Origin of the sequence: Streptomyces asiaticus, from assembly GCF_018138715.1 — a bacterium.
GTDB classification, from domain to species: Bacteria; Actinomycetota; Actinomycetes; order Streptomycetales; family Streptomycetaceae; genus Streptomyces; species Streptomyces asiaticus.
This window is the reverse complement of the sequence record NZ_JAGSHX010000001.1, coordinates 170620-187177: the sequence shown is the minus strand read 5'-3', so window position 1 is coordinate 187177 and position 16558 is coordinate 170620. Positions and strand designations below refer to the sequence as shown.

Here is a 16558-nt window from a genome sequence, read left to right as displayed (position 1 = left end):
TGCGCCGTGGTGGTGGCCGCTGGTCGGATCACGACGTCCCGAACTCCTCGTCGATGAAGGCGAAGAGTTCGTCGGCCGCCGCCGTCTCCAGGTGGTCGGCGACACCGTCCGCATCGCCGGAGCCGTTGGTCGCTCCGCCGGCCTGGCCGTCCGGCACCGGGCCGCCACGGCCGCCGTCCCACTGGGACAGCAGGCGCTTCAGTCGGTCGGCCACCATCGTGCGGGTGGCGTCGTCGGCCGAGGTGTCCGTGCCGAGCAACGCGGCTTCCAGCCGGTCGAGTTCGGCAGCCACATCGGGCGCGTCGTCCGCCGCCACGGGGGCGATCTCCGCACCCAGGTGTCCGGCCAACGCCGCGGGCGTCGGGTAATCGAAGATGAGCGTGGCGGGCAGGCGTAGCCCGCTGGCCGCGTTCAGCCGGTTACGCAGCTCGACCGCGGTGAGCGAGTCGAAGCCCAACTCCAGGAAGCCACGATCGGTATCCACCGCGGACGCCGTCCCATGACCGAGCACCGTGGCAGCGTGCTCCTGGACCAAACGCAGCAGCATCCGCCGCCGCTCCCCCTGGCCAAGCCCGGCCAGCCGCCGCGCCAACGACGCCTCCTGCGAACCAGCCTCTTCCTGGGCCGAGGCGCGCCGGGGTGTAACGGACCGCCGTACGAGCCCACTCAGCAACGGAGGCATGGGCGAGGTATCGGCGGCGGCCGCCAACTGGCCGAGGTCGAGCCGGGCGGGCACCACCACACCCTCGGCCAGCCGACCCGCCGTGTCGAACAGCCGCAACCCCTCCTCGGAGGAGAACGGCACCAATCCGCCCCGCGTCATCCGCGAGATGTCCGCCTGATCGAGATGGCCGGTCATCCCGGAGCGCTCAGCCCACAGACCCCAGGCAAGCGACACTCCCGGCAGACCCATCGCCCGACGCCGCTGAGCCAGCCCGTCCAGGAACGTATTGGCGGCAGCGTAGTTCGCCTGCCCCGCGGCCCCCAACACACCGGCGGCCGACGAGAACAGGGCGAACATGGCCACATCGAAACGGCGTGTCAACTCGTGCAGATGCCACGCCCCGTCGACCTTCGCCCGCAGCACCGCGTCCAGCCGCTCCGGCGTCAGCGACGTCACCGTGCCGTCATCCAGGAGACCCGCGGCGTGAACCACACCGGTCAGACCGTGTCCGCCGGGGAGGTCGGCCAGCAGATCGGCCAGCGCGTCGCGGTCGGCGACATCGCAGGCGGCGATCGTGACCGAGGCACCCAGGGCCGTCAGCTCCGCCTCGAGCTCTGTCAGGCTCTCGGCCGCGCGGCCACGACGGCTGACCAGCAGCAGCCGGCGCACGCCGTGCTCCGCCACCAGATGCCGGGCGACCAGACCACCCAGAACACCACCGGCACCGGTGATCAGCACCGTCCCCTCCGGATCCAGCGCGGCCGGGACACTCAGCACCAGCTTGCCCACATGGCGCGCCTGGCTCATGAACCGGAACACCTCAGGAGCCCTGCGCACATCCCACACCCGTGCGGGCAACGGCTCCAGCCCGCCGCCCTCGAACAGGGCCACGATCTCCGCGAGCATCTCCCCGATGCGCACCGGACCCGCCTCGGCCAGGTCGAACGCCCGGTACATCACCCCCGGATGCGCCGCGGCCACCTCCTCGGCCGACCGCACATCCGTCTTGCCCATCTCGATGAACCGCCCGCCCTCACTGAGCAACCGCAGCGAGGCGTCCACGAACTCACCGGCCAGGGAGTCCAGGACCACATCCACACCACGACCACCCGAGGCGGCCCTGAACCGCTCCTCGAACTCCAGCGTCCGCGACGACGCGATATGCGCATCGTCCAGCCCGAGGCCGCGCAGGACATCCCACTTGGCCTCGCTCGCGGTCGCGAACACCTCCACACCCCACGCCCGCGCCAACTGCACCGCGGCCATCCCCACACCACCGGCGGCGGAATGCACCAACAGCGACTCACCGCGCCGCAGGCCCGCCAACTCCCGCAGTCCGTACAAAGCCGTTCCGAAGACGACGGGGATGGGTGCGGCCTGGGTGTAGGACCAGCCGTCCGGGATGCGCACCAGGCTGCGGTGGTCCGCCACGGCCAGCGGTCCGAAACCACCGGTCCACGACCCCATGACCCGGTCACCGACGGCGAGAGAAGTGACACCGGAACCGGTGGCCACGACCACACCGGCTCCCTCGCTCCCCATCATGGCCCCGGGGTCCGGGTACATGTTCAGGGAGATCAGGACATCGCGGAAGTTCATGCCCGCGGCACGCACGGCGACCCGGACCTCGTGCTCGCCGAGCTCCCCGGTGACATCCGGGGCCGCGGCCAGCCTCAGCCCCTCCAACGTGCCCGCTCCCGACGACTCCAGCCGCCACGCCTCCCCGCCATCCGGCGGCGTCAGCACGCCCTTCGCGGCGCCGGGGGCCAGACGCGGCACCAGCACCTCGGCACCGCGCACCACGAGCTGCGGCTCCCCGATGGACACCGCCTGATGGACCACGGCCAGCGATGCCTCGGCGCCGTCCACGTCCAGCAGGACGAACCGGTCCGGATGCTCGGCCTGCGCCGACCGCACCAGCCCCCACGCCGGGGCCGCCGCCAGATCACGCGGATCCGCACCGTCCTCGGTCGCCAGCGCGCCCCGGGTGACCAGCACCAGCCGTGCCCCGGCGAACATGTCCTCCGCCAACCACGTCCGCACCACATCCAAAGTCCGGTGGGCCACCGCCCGCGCCGCCGGGACGACGTCCTCACCGGGGCCGGAGGACACCGTCACGAACACCAGATCCGGCATCGGAGCGCCCGATCCCACATGCGCCGCCAGAGCGGCCAGGTCGGTGTGTTCCTCCACCGACCCGTCGGCCGCCTTCAACGCCCGGGCCAGGCCGAAGACATCCGGTCCGGCCACGGCGCACGGTCCGGTGGCGGGGGCGGGGTTGGTAGTGGGGGCCGCGACCCACTCCAGCCGGTACAGCGACTCGTCGTCGCCGGCGGACGACGCGAGCTGCGCTTCCGAGACCGGCCGGGTGACCAGCGCGTCCGCCGACGCCACCAGCGCACCGGCGGCATCCGCCACGAGCACCGACATCCCCTCGGCGCCCGTACGGGCCAGCCGTACCCGCAGGGACGTCGCGCCGGTGGCGTACAGCGACACTCCACTCCACACGAACGGCAGCTGGATCCCCTCCACCTTCCCGCCTCCCTCGGCGGCGGCGGACACCAGCCAGGCGTGCAGCGCCGCATCGAGCAGCGCGGGATGCAGCCCGAACCGGGCCGCCTCCGCCCGCGACTCCTCCGGCAGCGCCACCTCGGCGAAGACCTCATCGCCCTTGCGCCAGACGGCACGCAGCCCCTGGAACACCGGCCCGTACGCCAGCCCGGTGGCCGCCACGTCCTCGTAGAAGCCCGCGATCTCGAGCGCTTCCACCCCCGCCGGCGGCCACGCCTCCAGGCCCACCGGGCCCGTCGCCCTGTCGGCCGCGGACGCCGGGGCCAGCGCACCCTTCGCATGGCACGTCCACGACGCGTCCGGGCCATCGCCACGGCGGGAATACACGCTGAACTCGCGCAGCCCATCCTGTGCCGGCCCGCTCACCACCAGCTGCACCTGGACCGCCCCCTCGTCGGGCAGCACCAGAGGCGCCTCCAGCGTCAGCTCCTCCAACCGGTCACAGCCCACCGCGTCACCGGCCCGCGACGCCAGCTCGACGAACGCCGTACCGGGCAGGATGACCCGGCCCAGCACCGCGTGGTCGGCGAGCCAGGGATGGGTACGGAGCGACAGCCGACCGGTGAGCAGGAAACCGTCCGAGTCGGGCAGCGGTACGGCGGCCCCCAGCAACGGATGCCCGGCCGAGTCCAGCCCCACCGACGCCACATCACCGGCGCCGTTGATGGCCTCGGGCTCCAGCCAGAAGCGCGAGCGCTGGAAGGCATACGTCGGCAGCTCCACACGCTCCGCGCCCGTCCCGGCGAACACCCCCGCCCAGTCGACGGACACACCGCCCACATACGCCTCGGCCACAGAGGTCAGAAAACGCTCCAGGCCGCCTTCCTCACGGCGCAGCGAACCCACGGCGGTGACCTGCGTGGCGTGGTCCTCGGCCGTCTGCTCAACCCCCATGGTGAGCACCGGATGGGCACTGGCCTCGATGTACACCTGGAAACCGTCTGCCAGCAGGACACGGACGGTCTCGTCGAAACGCACCGTCTGACGCAGATTCCGGTACCAGTACGCGGCGTCCAGACCGGCCGTGTCCAGCACCCCGCCGGTCACCGTCGAATAGAACGGCACCGACGACGAGCGCGGGGCGATTCCCGCGAGGATCTGCTGAAGCTCGTCCTCGATGGCCTCGACATGAGCGCAATGCGAGGCGTAGTCCACGGGAATCCGGCGGGCCCGGATCTCCTCCGCCTCGCAAACCGCCAGCAACTCCTCCAGCGCGTCGACGTCACCGGAGACCACGACCGCCGAAGGACCATTCACCGCCGCCACCGACAACCGCTCACCCCACGCCTCAAGCCGCTCCCGCAACGCCTCCACCGGCAGCGACACCGACACCATGCCCCCGCGCCCGGACAACGCCCGAATCGCCTGGCTGCGCAGCGCCACCACCTTCGCGGCATCCTCCAACGACAACGCACCCGCCACACACGCCGCCGCGATCTCACCCTGCGAATGACCGATGACCGCCGCCGGCTCCACACCGTACGAACGCCACAACTCCGCCAACGACACCATCACCGCCCACAACACCGGCTGCACCACATCCACCCGCTCCAACGCCACCGCAGCACCCTCACCACCCCGCAGCACATCCGCGAGCGGCCAGTCCACGAACGGCGCCAGCGCGGCCGCGCACTCACCGATCCGCTCCGCGAACACCGGCGAAGACTCCAGCAACCCCGCCGCCATCCCCACCCACTGCGACCCCTGACCAGGGAAGACAAGCACTGCCCGGTCCCGGGCGGCCGCCACCCCCCGTACCACACCAGGCGACGCGTTCCCCTCGGCCAACGCACCCAGGCCGTTCATGAGGCCGTCCCCGTCTCCCGCCAGCACCACCGCGCGGTGTTCGAAGACACTGCGCGTGGTCGCCAACGACAGCCCGACATCGGCGGGCGACAGCTCTCGGCGCTCACGCACATGCGCCAGCAGCCGCTCCGCCTGCGCCTCCACCGCGGTCTCCGACCGTCCGGAGAGCACCCACGGCGTGATCTCCGGAAGTTTCCCGGCCGGGGCCTCGTCACCGGCGGCAGGGCTGGGAGCGTCGTCGAACGGGGCCTGTTCCAGTACGGCGTGGGCATTGCTGCCACTCATTCCGAAGGAGGAGACCGCCGCACGCCGCGGCCGTCCCGTCTCCGGCCAGGGCATATCGTCCGTCAGCAGGCGCACTCCGCCCGCGGACCAGTCCACGTGTTGCGACGGCTCATCGATGTGCAGCGTCTTCGGCAGCGCGCCGTGCCGCATTGCCATGACCATCTTGATGACACCAGCCACACCGGCCGCCGCCTGCGCATGGCCGATGTTCGACTTCACCGAGCCGAGCCACACCGACTGGTCCGCGGGCCGGTCCTGGCCGTAGGTGGCCAGGAGGGCCTGCGCCTCAATGGGATCGCCCAGCGGGGTGCCGGTGCCATGTGCCTCGACCGCGTCCACCTCGGCCGCCGACAGCCCGGCGTTCGCCAGCGCCGCGCGGATCACCCGCTGCTGAGACGGGCCGTTCGGGGCGGTCAGGCCGTTGGACGCACCGTCCTGGTTTGTCGCCGAACCCCGGACGAGGGCCAGCACCTCGTGCCCGTTGCGTCTGGCGTCCGACAGCCGCTCCACCAGCAGCAGCCCGACACCCTCGGCGAATCCGAAGCCGTCGGCGCGATTGCTGAACGCCTTGCACTTGCCGTCCGCGGACAGCGCGCGCTGACGGCTGAAATCCACCAGCGCCACCGGTGTGGACATCACCGTCGCACCACCGGTCAGCGCCATGTCGCACTCACCCTGGCGCAGCGCCTGGACCGCCAGGTGCAGCGCGACCAGCGACGACGAGCACGCCGTGTCCACTGTCACGGCGGGCCCCTCGAGACCGAAGGTGTAGGAGATCCGGCCCGAGGCCACGCTGGCCGCGCTGCCCATGCCGAGGTAGCCCTCAAAGCCGACGGGGGCGTTCCCTTCCAGACGGGCACCGTAGTCGTTGTACATGACGCCGACGAAGACGCCAGTCCGGCTTCCCTTCGCCGCCTCCGGAGCGATACCGGCCCGCTCGAACGCCTCCCACGACGTCTCCAGCAGCAGTCGCTGCTGCGGATCCATCGCCAGCGCCTCACGCGGCGAAATCCCGAAGAACTCCGGGTCGAATTGGTCCGCCTCGTAGAGGAAGCCACCGTTGCGGACGTAGTACGTGCCCTCGTGCGAGGGGTCCGGGTCGTACGTGGACTCGAGGTCCCAGCCACGGTTGGACGGGAGCGGCGACGTGGCATCGGTGCCCTCCATCACCAACTGCCACAGCTCCTCGGGCGTCCGCACCCCACCGGGGAAGCGGCAGCTCATGGCCACGATCGCGATCGGCTCCTCGTCGGTGCGAGACGGGGCCCCGAAGGACCCGCCCCCCGGTGCCGCGATGGTCCTGTCGTGGGAGCCGAGGATCTCCGAGCGCAGATAGCCCGCCAGTACCGTCGGGTTCGGGTAGTCGAAAACGAGTGTCGCCGGGAGGCGCAGACCCGTTTCCGCGCTCAGACGTGCCCGCAAGTCCACGGCGGTGAGCGAGTCGAAGCCCAGGTCCTTGAAGGGGCGTCCCACCTCCACAGCGTCCGACTTGGCGTGGCCCAGGACGGCGGCCACATGGACGCGGATCAGCTCTTCGAGCAGGAACTGTTCCTGATCCGCCTCGGACATGCTGACCAGTCGCCGCCGCAGGCGGGCAGCGATCTCGTCCGCGTCCGCGTCTCCGGCGCCCGCGACACGCCGGACGGCCATCCCCGGTACGACGTTGCGGAAGAGGGCGGGGAGCTCGGCACCCCGCGCGCGCAGCGCCGCGATGTCCGGCCGGAAGAGAACGGGTACCACCACGTCCGAGACCAGAGCGGCGTCGAACAGCTCAAGCCCCTCGTCCGTGGCCAGTGGCAGCACGCCCGAGCGGGATATCCGCCGGATGTCATCCTCGCCGAGGTGTCCGGTCATGCCGCTGGCCTCGGCCCACAGACCCCACGCCATCGACACACCCGGCAGCCCCCGCGTCCGGCGCCAGGACGCCAGGCCGTCCAGGAACACGTTCGCCGCCGCGTAGTTGCTCTGCCCGGCACCGCCCAGCACACCGGTGGCCGAGGAGAACAGCACGAACGCCGACAGGTCCATCCCCGCGGTCAGCTCATGCAGATTCCACGCCGCGTCCACCTTCGCCCGCAACACCGGCTCAACCCGCTCACGCGTCAACGACGTCAGCAGCCCGTCGTCGAGCACACCCGCCGCATGCACCACACCACTCAGACCAAAACCCTCCGGCAACCCCGACAACACCCCCGCCAGAGCCACACGGTCCGCGGCGTCACACGCCGCGATCACCACTTCGGCGCCGGCGGCCTCCAACCCGGCGCGCAGCTCGGCCGCACCCTCGGCCTCCGCACCACGACGGGACAGCAGCACCAGCTTCTCGACGCCGTGCCGGGTCACCAAATGCCGCGCCACCAACCCGCCCAGCACACCTGTACCGCCCGTCACGAGCACCGCTCCGGAACCGAACACCCCCGACTCCGGAGCGTCTCCCGAAGGCAGCGACCGGCCCAAACGCGGCACCCGCACCGCACCCGACCGCACCAGCACCTGCTCCTCACCCAGAGCCAGCACCCCGGGGAGAACGTCCGCGACTCCCTCCACGTCATCGGTGTCCACCAGCACCAGGAGCCCGGGATTCTCCGACTGAGCGGACCGCACCAGGCCCCACACCGCAGCCCCCGCCATGTCCGCCACGCCATCGCCCGCATCGACAGCGCCCCGGGTCACCACCACCAGCCGCTCACCCGCACGGTCCTCGTCCGCCAACCACCCCTGGACCCGCTCCAAGACCTCAAGGACCCGCCCGTACACCTCGCCCACCACGTCCGCACCACCGGAGGCGACCCGCACAACCTCTGTCCGCGGCGGGACCTCACCCGCCATGCCAGCCCCGGGCGCGTCCACCCACTCGACCCGGAACAACGCATCCCGCGCCACCCCGCCCACGGCGTTCAGCTGAGCCGCGTCAACCGGACGCAACACCAGCGACTCGACCGACGCCACCCCACGCCCCGACTCATCCCCCACCAGCACCGACACGGCGTCCGACCCGGCACCCGCCGACGCCAGCCGCACGCGCAGCGATGTCGCACCAACCGCCTCCAGAGCGAACCCACGCCAGGAGAACGGCAGCAGACTCCCCGAACCACCCGCCAGGCCCTCGCTCACACCCATCGCGTGCAACGCCGCGTCGAACAGCGCCGGATGCAGCCCGAACTGGCCTGCCCGCTCCCGCTCTCCTTCCGGGAGCTCGACCTCCGCGAACACCTCACCATCACGCCGCCACGCACGCTTCAGCCCCTGGAAAACCGGCCCATACTCCAACCCGTGCTCCGCGGCCCGCACATACTCACCTGACACATCAACCGACTCGGCCCCCGCCGGAGGCCACACACCAAAGTCGAACGGCACCTCGGAGCCGGCCACGGCCGAACCCAGCACACCATGGGCATGCCGCACCCATGCGGCGCCCTCACCGTCCGCTTCCGCCCGCGAGAACACACTCACCTCACGGAAGCCGGAAGCGTCCGCCTCCCCCACCTCGACCTGAAGTTGTACGCCACCCTTCGCGGGCACGATCAGCGGCGCTTCCAGGATCAGTTCCTCAACCCGACCACAGCCGACCTGATCGCCCGCCCGTACCACCAGCTCCACGAACGCCGTCCCCGGCAGCAACGTCGCCCCGTGGACGGCGTGATCCGCCAGCCACCCATGCGTGGCCAGCGACAGCCGCCCGCTCAGCAGCACTCCGCCACCACTGGCCAACGACACCACCGCACCCAGCAACGGATGCCCCAGCGAGCCCAACCCCACCGAACCCACATCGCCCGCACCCGCAGGAGCGTCAAGCCAGAAGCGCTCCCGCTGGAAGGCATACGTCGGCAATTCCACGCGGCGGGCACCATGACCGGCGAACGCCTTCGGCCAATCGACGCCGACCCCGCTCACATAGAGCTCGGCGGCAGAGGTCAGGAACCGCTCGGGCCCGCCCTCATCCCGCCGCAGCGTGCCGACGACCACCGCCTGGGCCTCAGCGGCCTCCACGGTCTGCTGCAACGGCAGCATCAGTACGGTATGCGGGCTGGCCTCGATGAACACGGTGTGGCCGTCGTCCAACAGCTTCCGAGTGGTGACCTCCAGCTCAACGGTCTGCCGCAGGTTCCGGTACCAGTACTCCGCGTCCAGACCGGCGGTGTCCACCAGCTCACCGGTCACCGTCGAGTAGAACGGCACCTCCGACGAACGCGGCTGAAGGTCCGCCAGGACCTTCAGCAGCTCCTCGTGAATCGCCTCCACATGCGCGGAGTGCGAGGCGTAGTCCACCGGGACCCGGCGGACCCGCACCTCCTCGCCCTCCAGCTGGGCCACCATCTCATCCAGCGCACCCGGGTCACCCGACACCACGACCGAGCCGGGGCCGTTGACCGCCGCGACGGAAATCGCGCCGTCCCAGGCGGCGAGACGCTCCTTGGCCGCGTCCGCCGACAGGCCGACGGACACCATGCCACCACGGCCCGCGAGACCCGCCGCGATCGCCTGCGACCGCAACGCCACCACCTTCGCCGCATCCTCCAGCGAGAGCGCACCCGCCACACACGCCGCCGCGATCTCACCCTGACTGTGACCCATCACCGCGTCCGGCACCACACCCACCGAACGCCACAGCCTCGCCAGCGACACCATCACCGCGAACAACACCGGCTGCACCACATCCACCCGGTCAAAACCAGGAGCGCCCTCGGCACCGCGCAGCACATCCGTCAACGACCAGTCCACATACGCCGACAGAGCCGACTCACACTCGCCGATCGCCTCCGCGAACACCGGCGAGGACTCCAACAACCCCACCGCCATCCCCGCCCACTGCGCCCCCTGCCCCGGGAACACAAACACCGACCGGCCAGGCGTCTCGGCGTCCTTCCCCCAGACCACACCGGGAAGTTTCACTCCCTCGGCCACCGCCTCCAGACGCTCGAGGAGCTCCTCCCGGCCGGCCCCGGTCACTACGGCGCGCTGTTCGAAGGCGAACCTGGTCGTCGCCAGCGAGAGAGCCACATCGGCGGCGCCCAGCTCCGGACGCTCCGCCACGAACTCTCGCAACCGCCCGGCCTGCGCCCGCAACGCGGCGTCACTCTTGCCCGACACCACCCACGCCACCGGACCCGCGATACCCGCGACACCACCGTCAGCGGGCTCCTCGGCCTCGACCTCGGCCACCTCGACCTCGGGAGCCTGCTCCAGGATCACATGCGCGTTGGTCCCGCTCACACCAAACGACGACACACCTGCTCTGCGCGGCTCGCCCGTCTCCGGCCATGCCCGCGCCTCGGTCAACAGCTCGACCTGGCCCTCGGACCAGTCCACGTGGCTCGACGGAGCGTCGATGTGCAGCGTCTTCGGCAGCACACCATGCCGCATCGCCAGCACCATCTTCATGACGCCGGCCATACCGGCAGCGGCCTGCGTGTGGCCGAGGTTCGACTTCAACGAGCCCAGCAACAGCGGCCGACCCTCCGGCCGGTCCTGCCCGTACGTGGCCAGCAGCGCCTGCGCCTCGATCGGGTCACCCAGCGTCGTACCCGTACCGTGTGCCTCGACCGCGTCGATCTGGCTGGGGGTCAGCTCGCAGTTTTCCAGGGCCTGCCGGATGACGCGGCGCTGTGACGGACCGTTGGGGGCCGTCAGACCGTTGCTCGCGCCGTCCTGGTTCACGGCGGAGCCGCGCACCACCGCGAGTATCTGGTGCCCGTTGCGCCGCGCGTCGGACAGCCGCTCCACCAGCAGCACACCGATGCCCTCGGACCATGCGGTGCCGTCGGCTCCGTCGGCGAACGCCTTGCACCGGCCGTCGACGGCCAGACCGCGCTGCCGGCTGAAGGTGACAAAACCCTCGGGACTCACCATGACCGTCGCACCGCCGACCAGCGCCATGGAGCACTCGCCCTGGCGCAGCGACTGAGCAGCCAGATGCAGGGCGACCAGCGCCGATGAGCAAGCGGTGTCCACGGTCAGGGCGGGACCTTCGAAGCCGAAGGTGTAGGAGACACGGCCCGAGGCGATGCTGGTGGTGGCGCTGTTGTGGAGGTACGGCTCGATCTCGTCCGGGATCCGCGCGGCCTCGGATGCGTAAGTGGTGTGCATGGCACCGGTGAAGACGCCTGTCTGGCTGCCACGCAGTGACGCGGGGTCGATGCCCGCCCGCTCCAACACCTCCCACGACGTCTCCAGCAGCAGCCGCTGCTGGGGATCCATGGCCAGGGCCTCACGAGGCGAGATGCCGAAAAACGCGGAGTCGAATTGGTCCGCGTCGTGGAGGAAACCGCCTTCGCGAACGTAACTGGTACCCGGACGTTCCGGGTCCGGATTGTAGATCCCCTCCACGTCCCAGCCACGGTTTGTCGGGAAGGGCGAGATCGCGTCCGATCCGTCGGCGACCAGCTGCCACAACGCTTCCGGAGAATTCACTCCACCCGGAAATCGGCAGGCCATACCGATGATCGCAATGGGCTCGGTGGCCGAACTGGTCAGCTGGCGGTTCTGACGCCGGAGCCGCTCGATTTCCTTGAACGACTTGCGCAGCGCTTCAACAGCCTTGTTCTGGTTGGATGCAGCAGGCATCAAAAACTCCACACTAAACACGTCGTTCGCTGGAAGAGCGCAACGGCCCTGAAAGTAATGAAAACACGGTTCGCCAGACGGACACCGACCACGCTAGCTCTGCCCCCATAAGAGAAACCCTAGAAACCCACCCAGACGTGGTCGACACCCCGGGGCGTGTTCCCGGGTTTTGGTTTCAGTAGCGTTTCACCAGCCGTGTGACTCTTGCCACTCTGCGGTTCTCCGGCGCTATTCATGCCCCCGAAATTTCATGCGCTGTTTTCACACGCCAGGGTCTTCTTCCACACGGATCGCACCGGTCGGGCAGCGGGATACGACCTCTCGCAGAACGTCCAGCCGTCCGGTGTCGGGCTGTGCGTCGAGCAGAACGACGGAGCCGTCCTCGTCGCTCTGGTCGAACAGGTCAGGCGCGATCAGCGCGCACTGACCAGCCGAACAGCACACCTCACGGTCGGCGGTGATCCTCATCGGGTCTCAGTCCTACCTTGTTGTTCGTGGCATGTCTTGTGGGCCAACTTGCTTGACGGACGATGCGAGAACTCCACATCGTCCGTCACATCCACCGCTTGGTATCTCGATCAGTCGTCCCAGGTGACGGGCAGCGACCTGGGGCCGTAGTGCACGAAGTCGTCGCGCATGGGGACCTCGTCGCCCGGCACGGCCAGCCGCAGCGTGGGGAACCTGTCGAACAGGGCCTCATAGCCGACGCGCAGGATCGTGCGGGCGAGGTGCTGGCCGAGACACTGGTGGACGCCGTGGCCGAGTGCCAGGTGACCGTGGTCCGTACGGCCGATGTCCAGCTGATCGGGGTTGTCGTAGCGCTCGGGGTCGCGGTTGACGGCGGGGAGGGCGACGGTGACCACCTCGCCCTTCTTGATGCTCTGGCCGGCGAACTCGACGTCTTCCAGCGCCCACCGGCTGGCCCCGAGGTGGGAGATGGTGAGGAAGCGGAGGAGCTCCTCGACGGCGGTCCCCATGAGCTCCGGGTCCTCGCGGAGCTTGGCGAGTTGATCGGGGTGCTCGAGCAGGGTAAAGACGCCCATGGCGAGCATGTTGCCAGTGGTGTCGAAGGCCCCGGTGATCAACGTGGCGGTCATGCCCATGAGTTCTTGCTCATCGAGCTGTCCGCCCCGGATCAAATCTCCGAGGAGGTCGTCTCGGGGGTCGTCCATCCTGACGGGGACGAAGCGCGACAGGAATCCACTCATCCCGGACACCGCGGCGAGCGCCTCGGGAACGGTACAGGAGAGCCGTCCGAGCGTCTCCACGTGCCGCTGCAGGGTCTTCCGCTCCGATTCGGGGACGCCGATCATCTCGCACATCACCCGGGAGGGAACGGATTCGGTGAAGACCTCCACCAGATCGGCGCCCGGTCCGGCCTTTTCCAGGTCGTCGAGTTGTTCGTGTACGATTCGCTCGATCATGGGGGCGAACTGACGCGTGCGCCGAACCGTGAAAAAGCCGGTGACCAGCTTGCGATACCGGCTGTGGATCGGGTCATCCGTCTTCGCAAAGGCGCCCGGATCGGCCGGGCCAGCGTACCCCAGCTCCGTGGGGACAGGAGAGATTATCCCCTCCTGGCGCGCGCTGAAGCTCTTATGGGTGAGCAGTTCCTTCGCTTCCGCGTGGCGCGTGATGAGCCACCCGGTCGTCCCGCCGTGATAACTCATGCGCGTTATCCGCTCCCGCTCACGCAGGGGGGTGTAGCCATCCGGAGGGTTGAAGGGGCGGCTCCGCTCGGTAGGCATTGACACAGGGGGGTGCGGGGCGTCGACCAAGACTCCTCCATCGATTTATAACCCATGTATCGAGGTCGTCGGCGGCTGCACCGGCTGACTCGATGTCGATGCTAGCTTCGCGGTCGGCTCAAAAGCGCACCCAAAGGTCCCCGCAGACAACATCTGCGAATTTCCTTAGACAAAGGCGGGAGCTGTTGACCCCGTGCGCGCGGGTGGACTCACCGCGCCGTCCGCGACGTCCGAGCGTCGCGACCCCATCGCTCGCCTCCCTCCTTCCCCGGACTCGGCTTCTCCAACCCCTTGCCTCACCCCTGCCCATCGCGTGAGTGACGGCGGACGCTCTCTACGGCCAGGACCGGCACTTCCGCCGCATGCTCGAGGAGGCCGGGCTGGGCTACGTCGTCGCGGTACCGAAGTCACAGCAGATCAAGTCGCCGGCCGGCTGCTGGCGCATCGACCAGCTCATCCGTGACGCCCCCGACGATGCCTGGGAGCGGCTCTCCTGCGGCGACGGAGCCAAGGGCCCGCGCATCCACGACTGGGCACACATCACTCTCGCGATGCTCGCCCACGCCTTCCTCGCCGCCGTGCAAGCCCAGGCCCAAGACGCAGAGGGGGCCACAGAAACGGATCTTTCCTCCTCCCGCTCAGCCTGGCAGAGATCCGCAGGCTCCTGGCGACTTGCCGCCCCAGAACAAGCCACTACGGCCAAGACACCCGCCATGCCCTGAGGTGGTCCTGCTTCCGACGCCAACACCAGGCCACCGCCATGCGCTGCCACTACAAACGCCGCACCACCGGTCACGAACTTCCGCCACATGACGAGACGTTAGCTGAGTATGCTCAGAAACCAGCCTCTGACGCGTAAATAAACCGCAGGTCAGGGCGGTGTTGCGCAGGGCTGGGCGCCCGGTGGCTTCAGAGGGCCGCCAGGTGTCCGGGCCGTGCGGTGGTCAGGCCGCGCCCTCGACCGGGTTGAGGGTGACGGTGTAGCCGAGCTGGTTCAGCGCATTGATCGCGCGGCGGGTGGCGCGTTCGGGGCCGCGCTGGGCGCGGGGCGACGGACCGTGACGCCTGCGGCGGGCCGCTCCCCTTCCCACCCCTGCCCTGGCCCCGGGAAGGGGCGTGCGGGGGCGTGCAGGGGAAAGATCCGGACGCGCCGTAACACGCTCACGGCCGCCGAGAAAGATCGAGGCCGGACGGAAGTTGGGGAATTTCCCTAAACCCGGTTCCCCTTCAGGAGGCCGCTCGCGCCCGTGGGGTTAGGGTCAACTCGTCGAGATGACAGCGCGTTTGGGCCCGACGAAAGAGCGTGTGAGTATGACGGCTTCCGCCACCGAGAGCGGCGCCAAGCGATCGTTCACCGTATGTGCCGGAGAGGCGACCGGTGACCGCGTACGGCTGAGCGTCTACGACATGCTCTTCAGCACGGTCTACACGACCCGCGCCTTTTTCTACCGGGAGACGCTCGACGGCGAGGCGCTCCGCGCCTCCCTCGTCCGGACGCTGCGTAACTTCCCCGTCCTTTCGGGCCGTATGAAGAAGGATCCCGACGGCGGTCTCAGCGTGCTCTGCGACGACTCCGGGGTGCGCTTCGTCGAGGCTCAGGCATCCGTGCCCATGCCGGACTACGGGCCCCGCCACACGGCGAAAAAGGGACTGGATCGCTATCTCAGTCACGCCATGCCGTTCTGGGTGGTCGACCGCGACACGCCGCTCTTCACAGTGAAGCTCACCCATATGAAGGGCGGCGGCTCCATCCTGGGGCTCACGATGAACCACGCGGTGGGCGACGGGTCCAGCTATATGAGCTTCCTGGAGGCCTGGTCGCACGAGCACCGGGGCCTCGGCTACGCCAAGCCCAGCCATGACCGCGGGGTCATCGACGCGCTCGGCGCCCCGGCCTCCGATGACGCCCACACAGGCGGCCTCACCGGCGGCGCCCATTTCACGGTCACCGGGCGCGGCCAGAAAACCGCCTTCGTGGGCCGCGCCCTGAAGGGCAGCTTCGGCGGTGTGACGACTGTGACCACCCGTTTCACCGCCGCCGAGCTGACCGCCATGAAGGACGCCGCGATGGCCGACCTCGCGGGCACGGATCGGTGGGTGTCGACCAATGACGCGCTCACCGCCCATCTGTGGAAAGTGCTCGGCGCATTGCGGGACCGCCCCGACACGAGCGAGGAACGGCTCGGCCTCATCGCCGACTTCCGTTCGTTCGTCGGCGCGGCCGTTCCGGATGACTACTGGGGCAACGCCGTCACCAACACCCGGCCCGGAATGACCGCCGCCGCACTGCGCTCCCGCCCGCTCGGCGAGGTCGCCGCGGCGATCCGCGCGGGCTACGCCGAGAACACGGAGGAGCGAATCCGCGAGGAAGTGGCGTTCCTGTGCGCCGAACGCGACGCGGGGCGCCTCAAGCGCGTCATGACCACCATGGCGCTGGACTCGTTCGACACCACCATCGCGATCAACAACTGGTCGAAGCTGCCCTTCTATCGCATCGACTTCGGGCAGGGCGCCCCCTTCTGGTACGACTTCTCCCCCACCCCCATTCCGTGGACCGTGCATATCGCGCCGACCGCGGCCGACCAGAACGGCGGCCGCGATGTGCACATCGCGCTGCCCCGCACCCACGTCCGGGCCCTCAAGGAGCCGTCCTGGGTCGGGCGGTTCCACCGTTACGCGGATTCCGGCCAGGCATTTCCGCTGACCTTTGCCGCGGCCGGCTAGAACCGGAGATGTGATCTTGCTGGTGGGAGCCGGTGGGGAGACAGGTGCGGCCGCCGCTGATCATCGTCAGGTGTGTGGACTGAAGACGAAGCGATGGTCGGGGTGCCGGTAAGAACACTGTCACCAGCCGCAAACGGCGGTGATCTTGTGGGAACGTCACCCGTGTGGGTGAGTCGAGGGCCGTACAGCTGCGCGG

At 69.5% G+C, this 16558-nt stretch carries 5 protein-coding genes and 1 pseudogene; 2 read left to right on the top strand and 4 right to left on the bottom strand.

Annotation, left to right across the window (positions count from 1 at the left end; all coding sequences use genetic code 11):
- Positions 1–28 precede the first annotated feature (28 nt).
- From KHP12_RS00700 to KHP12_RS00690, 3 genes are all read right to left on the bottom strand, one after another.
- On the bottom strand, positions 29–11890 hold the full coding sequence (locus tag KHP12_RS00700; RefSeq protein ID WP_211831233.1) for a type I polyketide synthase: 11862 nt from the start codon (positions 11888–11890) through the stop codon (positions 29–31).
- A 261-nt stretch (positions 11891–12151) separates the two neighbouring features.
- A complete protein-coding gene (locus tag KHP12_RS00695) occupies positions 12152–12358 on the bottom strand; it encodes a ferredoxin (RefSeq protein ID WP_014057308.1) in 207 nt (68 codons plus the stop codon).
- 110 nt (positions 12359–12468) lie between these two features.
- Positions 12469–13314 carry a cytochrome P450 gene (locus KHP12_RS00690; RefSeq protein ID WP_241788046.1) on the bottom strand — a complete coding sequence of 282 codons (846 nt, stop codon included), beginning with the start codon at positions 13312–13314 and terminating at the stop codon, positions 12469–12471.
- Between the two features lie 587 nt (positions 13315–13901).
- On the opposite strand from KHP12_RS00690, the pseudogene KHP12_RS00685 reads away from it, so the two are divergent.
- A pseudogene (locus KHP12_RS00685) lies at positions 13902–14360 on the top strand (hypothetical protein); the annotation flags it as partial.
- Between the two features lie 222 nt (positions 14361–14582).
- Here the strand turns inward: KHP12_RS00685 and KHP12_RS00680 are convergent.
- Positions 14583–14729: a hypothetical protein gene (locus tag KHP12_RS00680; RefSeq protein WP_167442519.1), complete on the bottom strand. Its 147-nt coding sequence runs from the start codon at positions 14727–14729 to the stop codon at positions 14583–14585.
- Between the two features lie 220 nt (positions 14730–14949).
- On the opposite strand from KHP12_RS00680, the gene KHP12_RS00675 reads away from it, so the two are divergent.
- On the top strand, positions 14950–16362 hold the full coding sequence (locus tag KHP12_RS00675; protein ID WP_211831231.1) for an acyltransferase: 1413 nt from the start codon (positions 14950–14952) through the stop codon (positions 16360–16362).
- Positions 16363–16558 lie beyond the last annotated feature (196 nt).

What these genes read in the sequence shown, in the direction of transcription:
- KHP12_RS00695 (WP_014057308.1), bottom strand. Translation starts at nt 12,358, where the DNA reads ATGAGGATCACCGCCGACCGTGAGGTGTGCTGTTCGGCTGGTCAGTGC.
- KHP12_RS00690 (WP_241788046.1), bottom strand. Translation starts at nt 13,314, where the DNA reads ATGATCGAGCGAATCGTACACGAACAACTCGACGACCTGGAAAAGGCC.
- KHP12_RS00700 (WP_211831233.1), bottom strand. Translation starts at nt 11,890, where the DNA reads ATGCCTGCTGCATCCAACCAGAACAAGGCTGTTGAAGCGCTGCGCAAG.
- KHP12_RS00675 (WP_211831231.1), top strand. Translation starts at nt 14,950, where the DNA reads ATGACGGCTTCCGCCACCGAGAGCGGCGCCAAGCGATCGTTCACCGTA.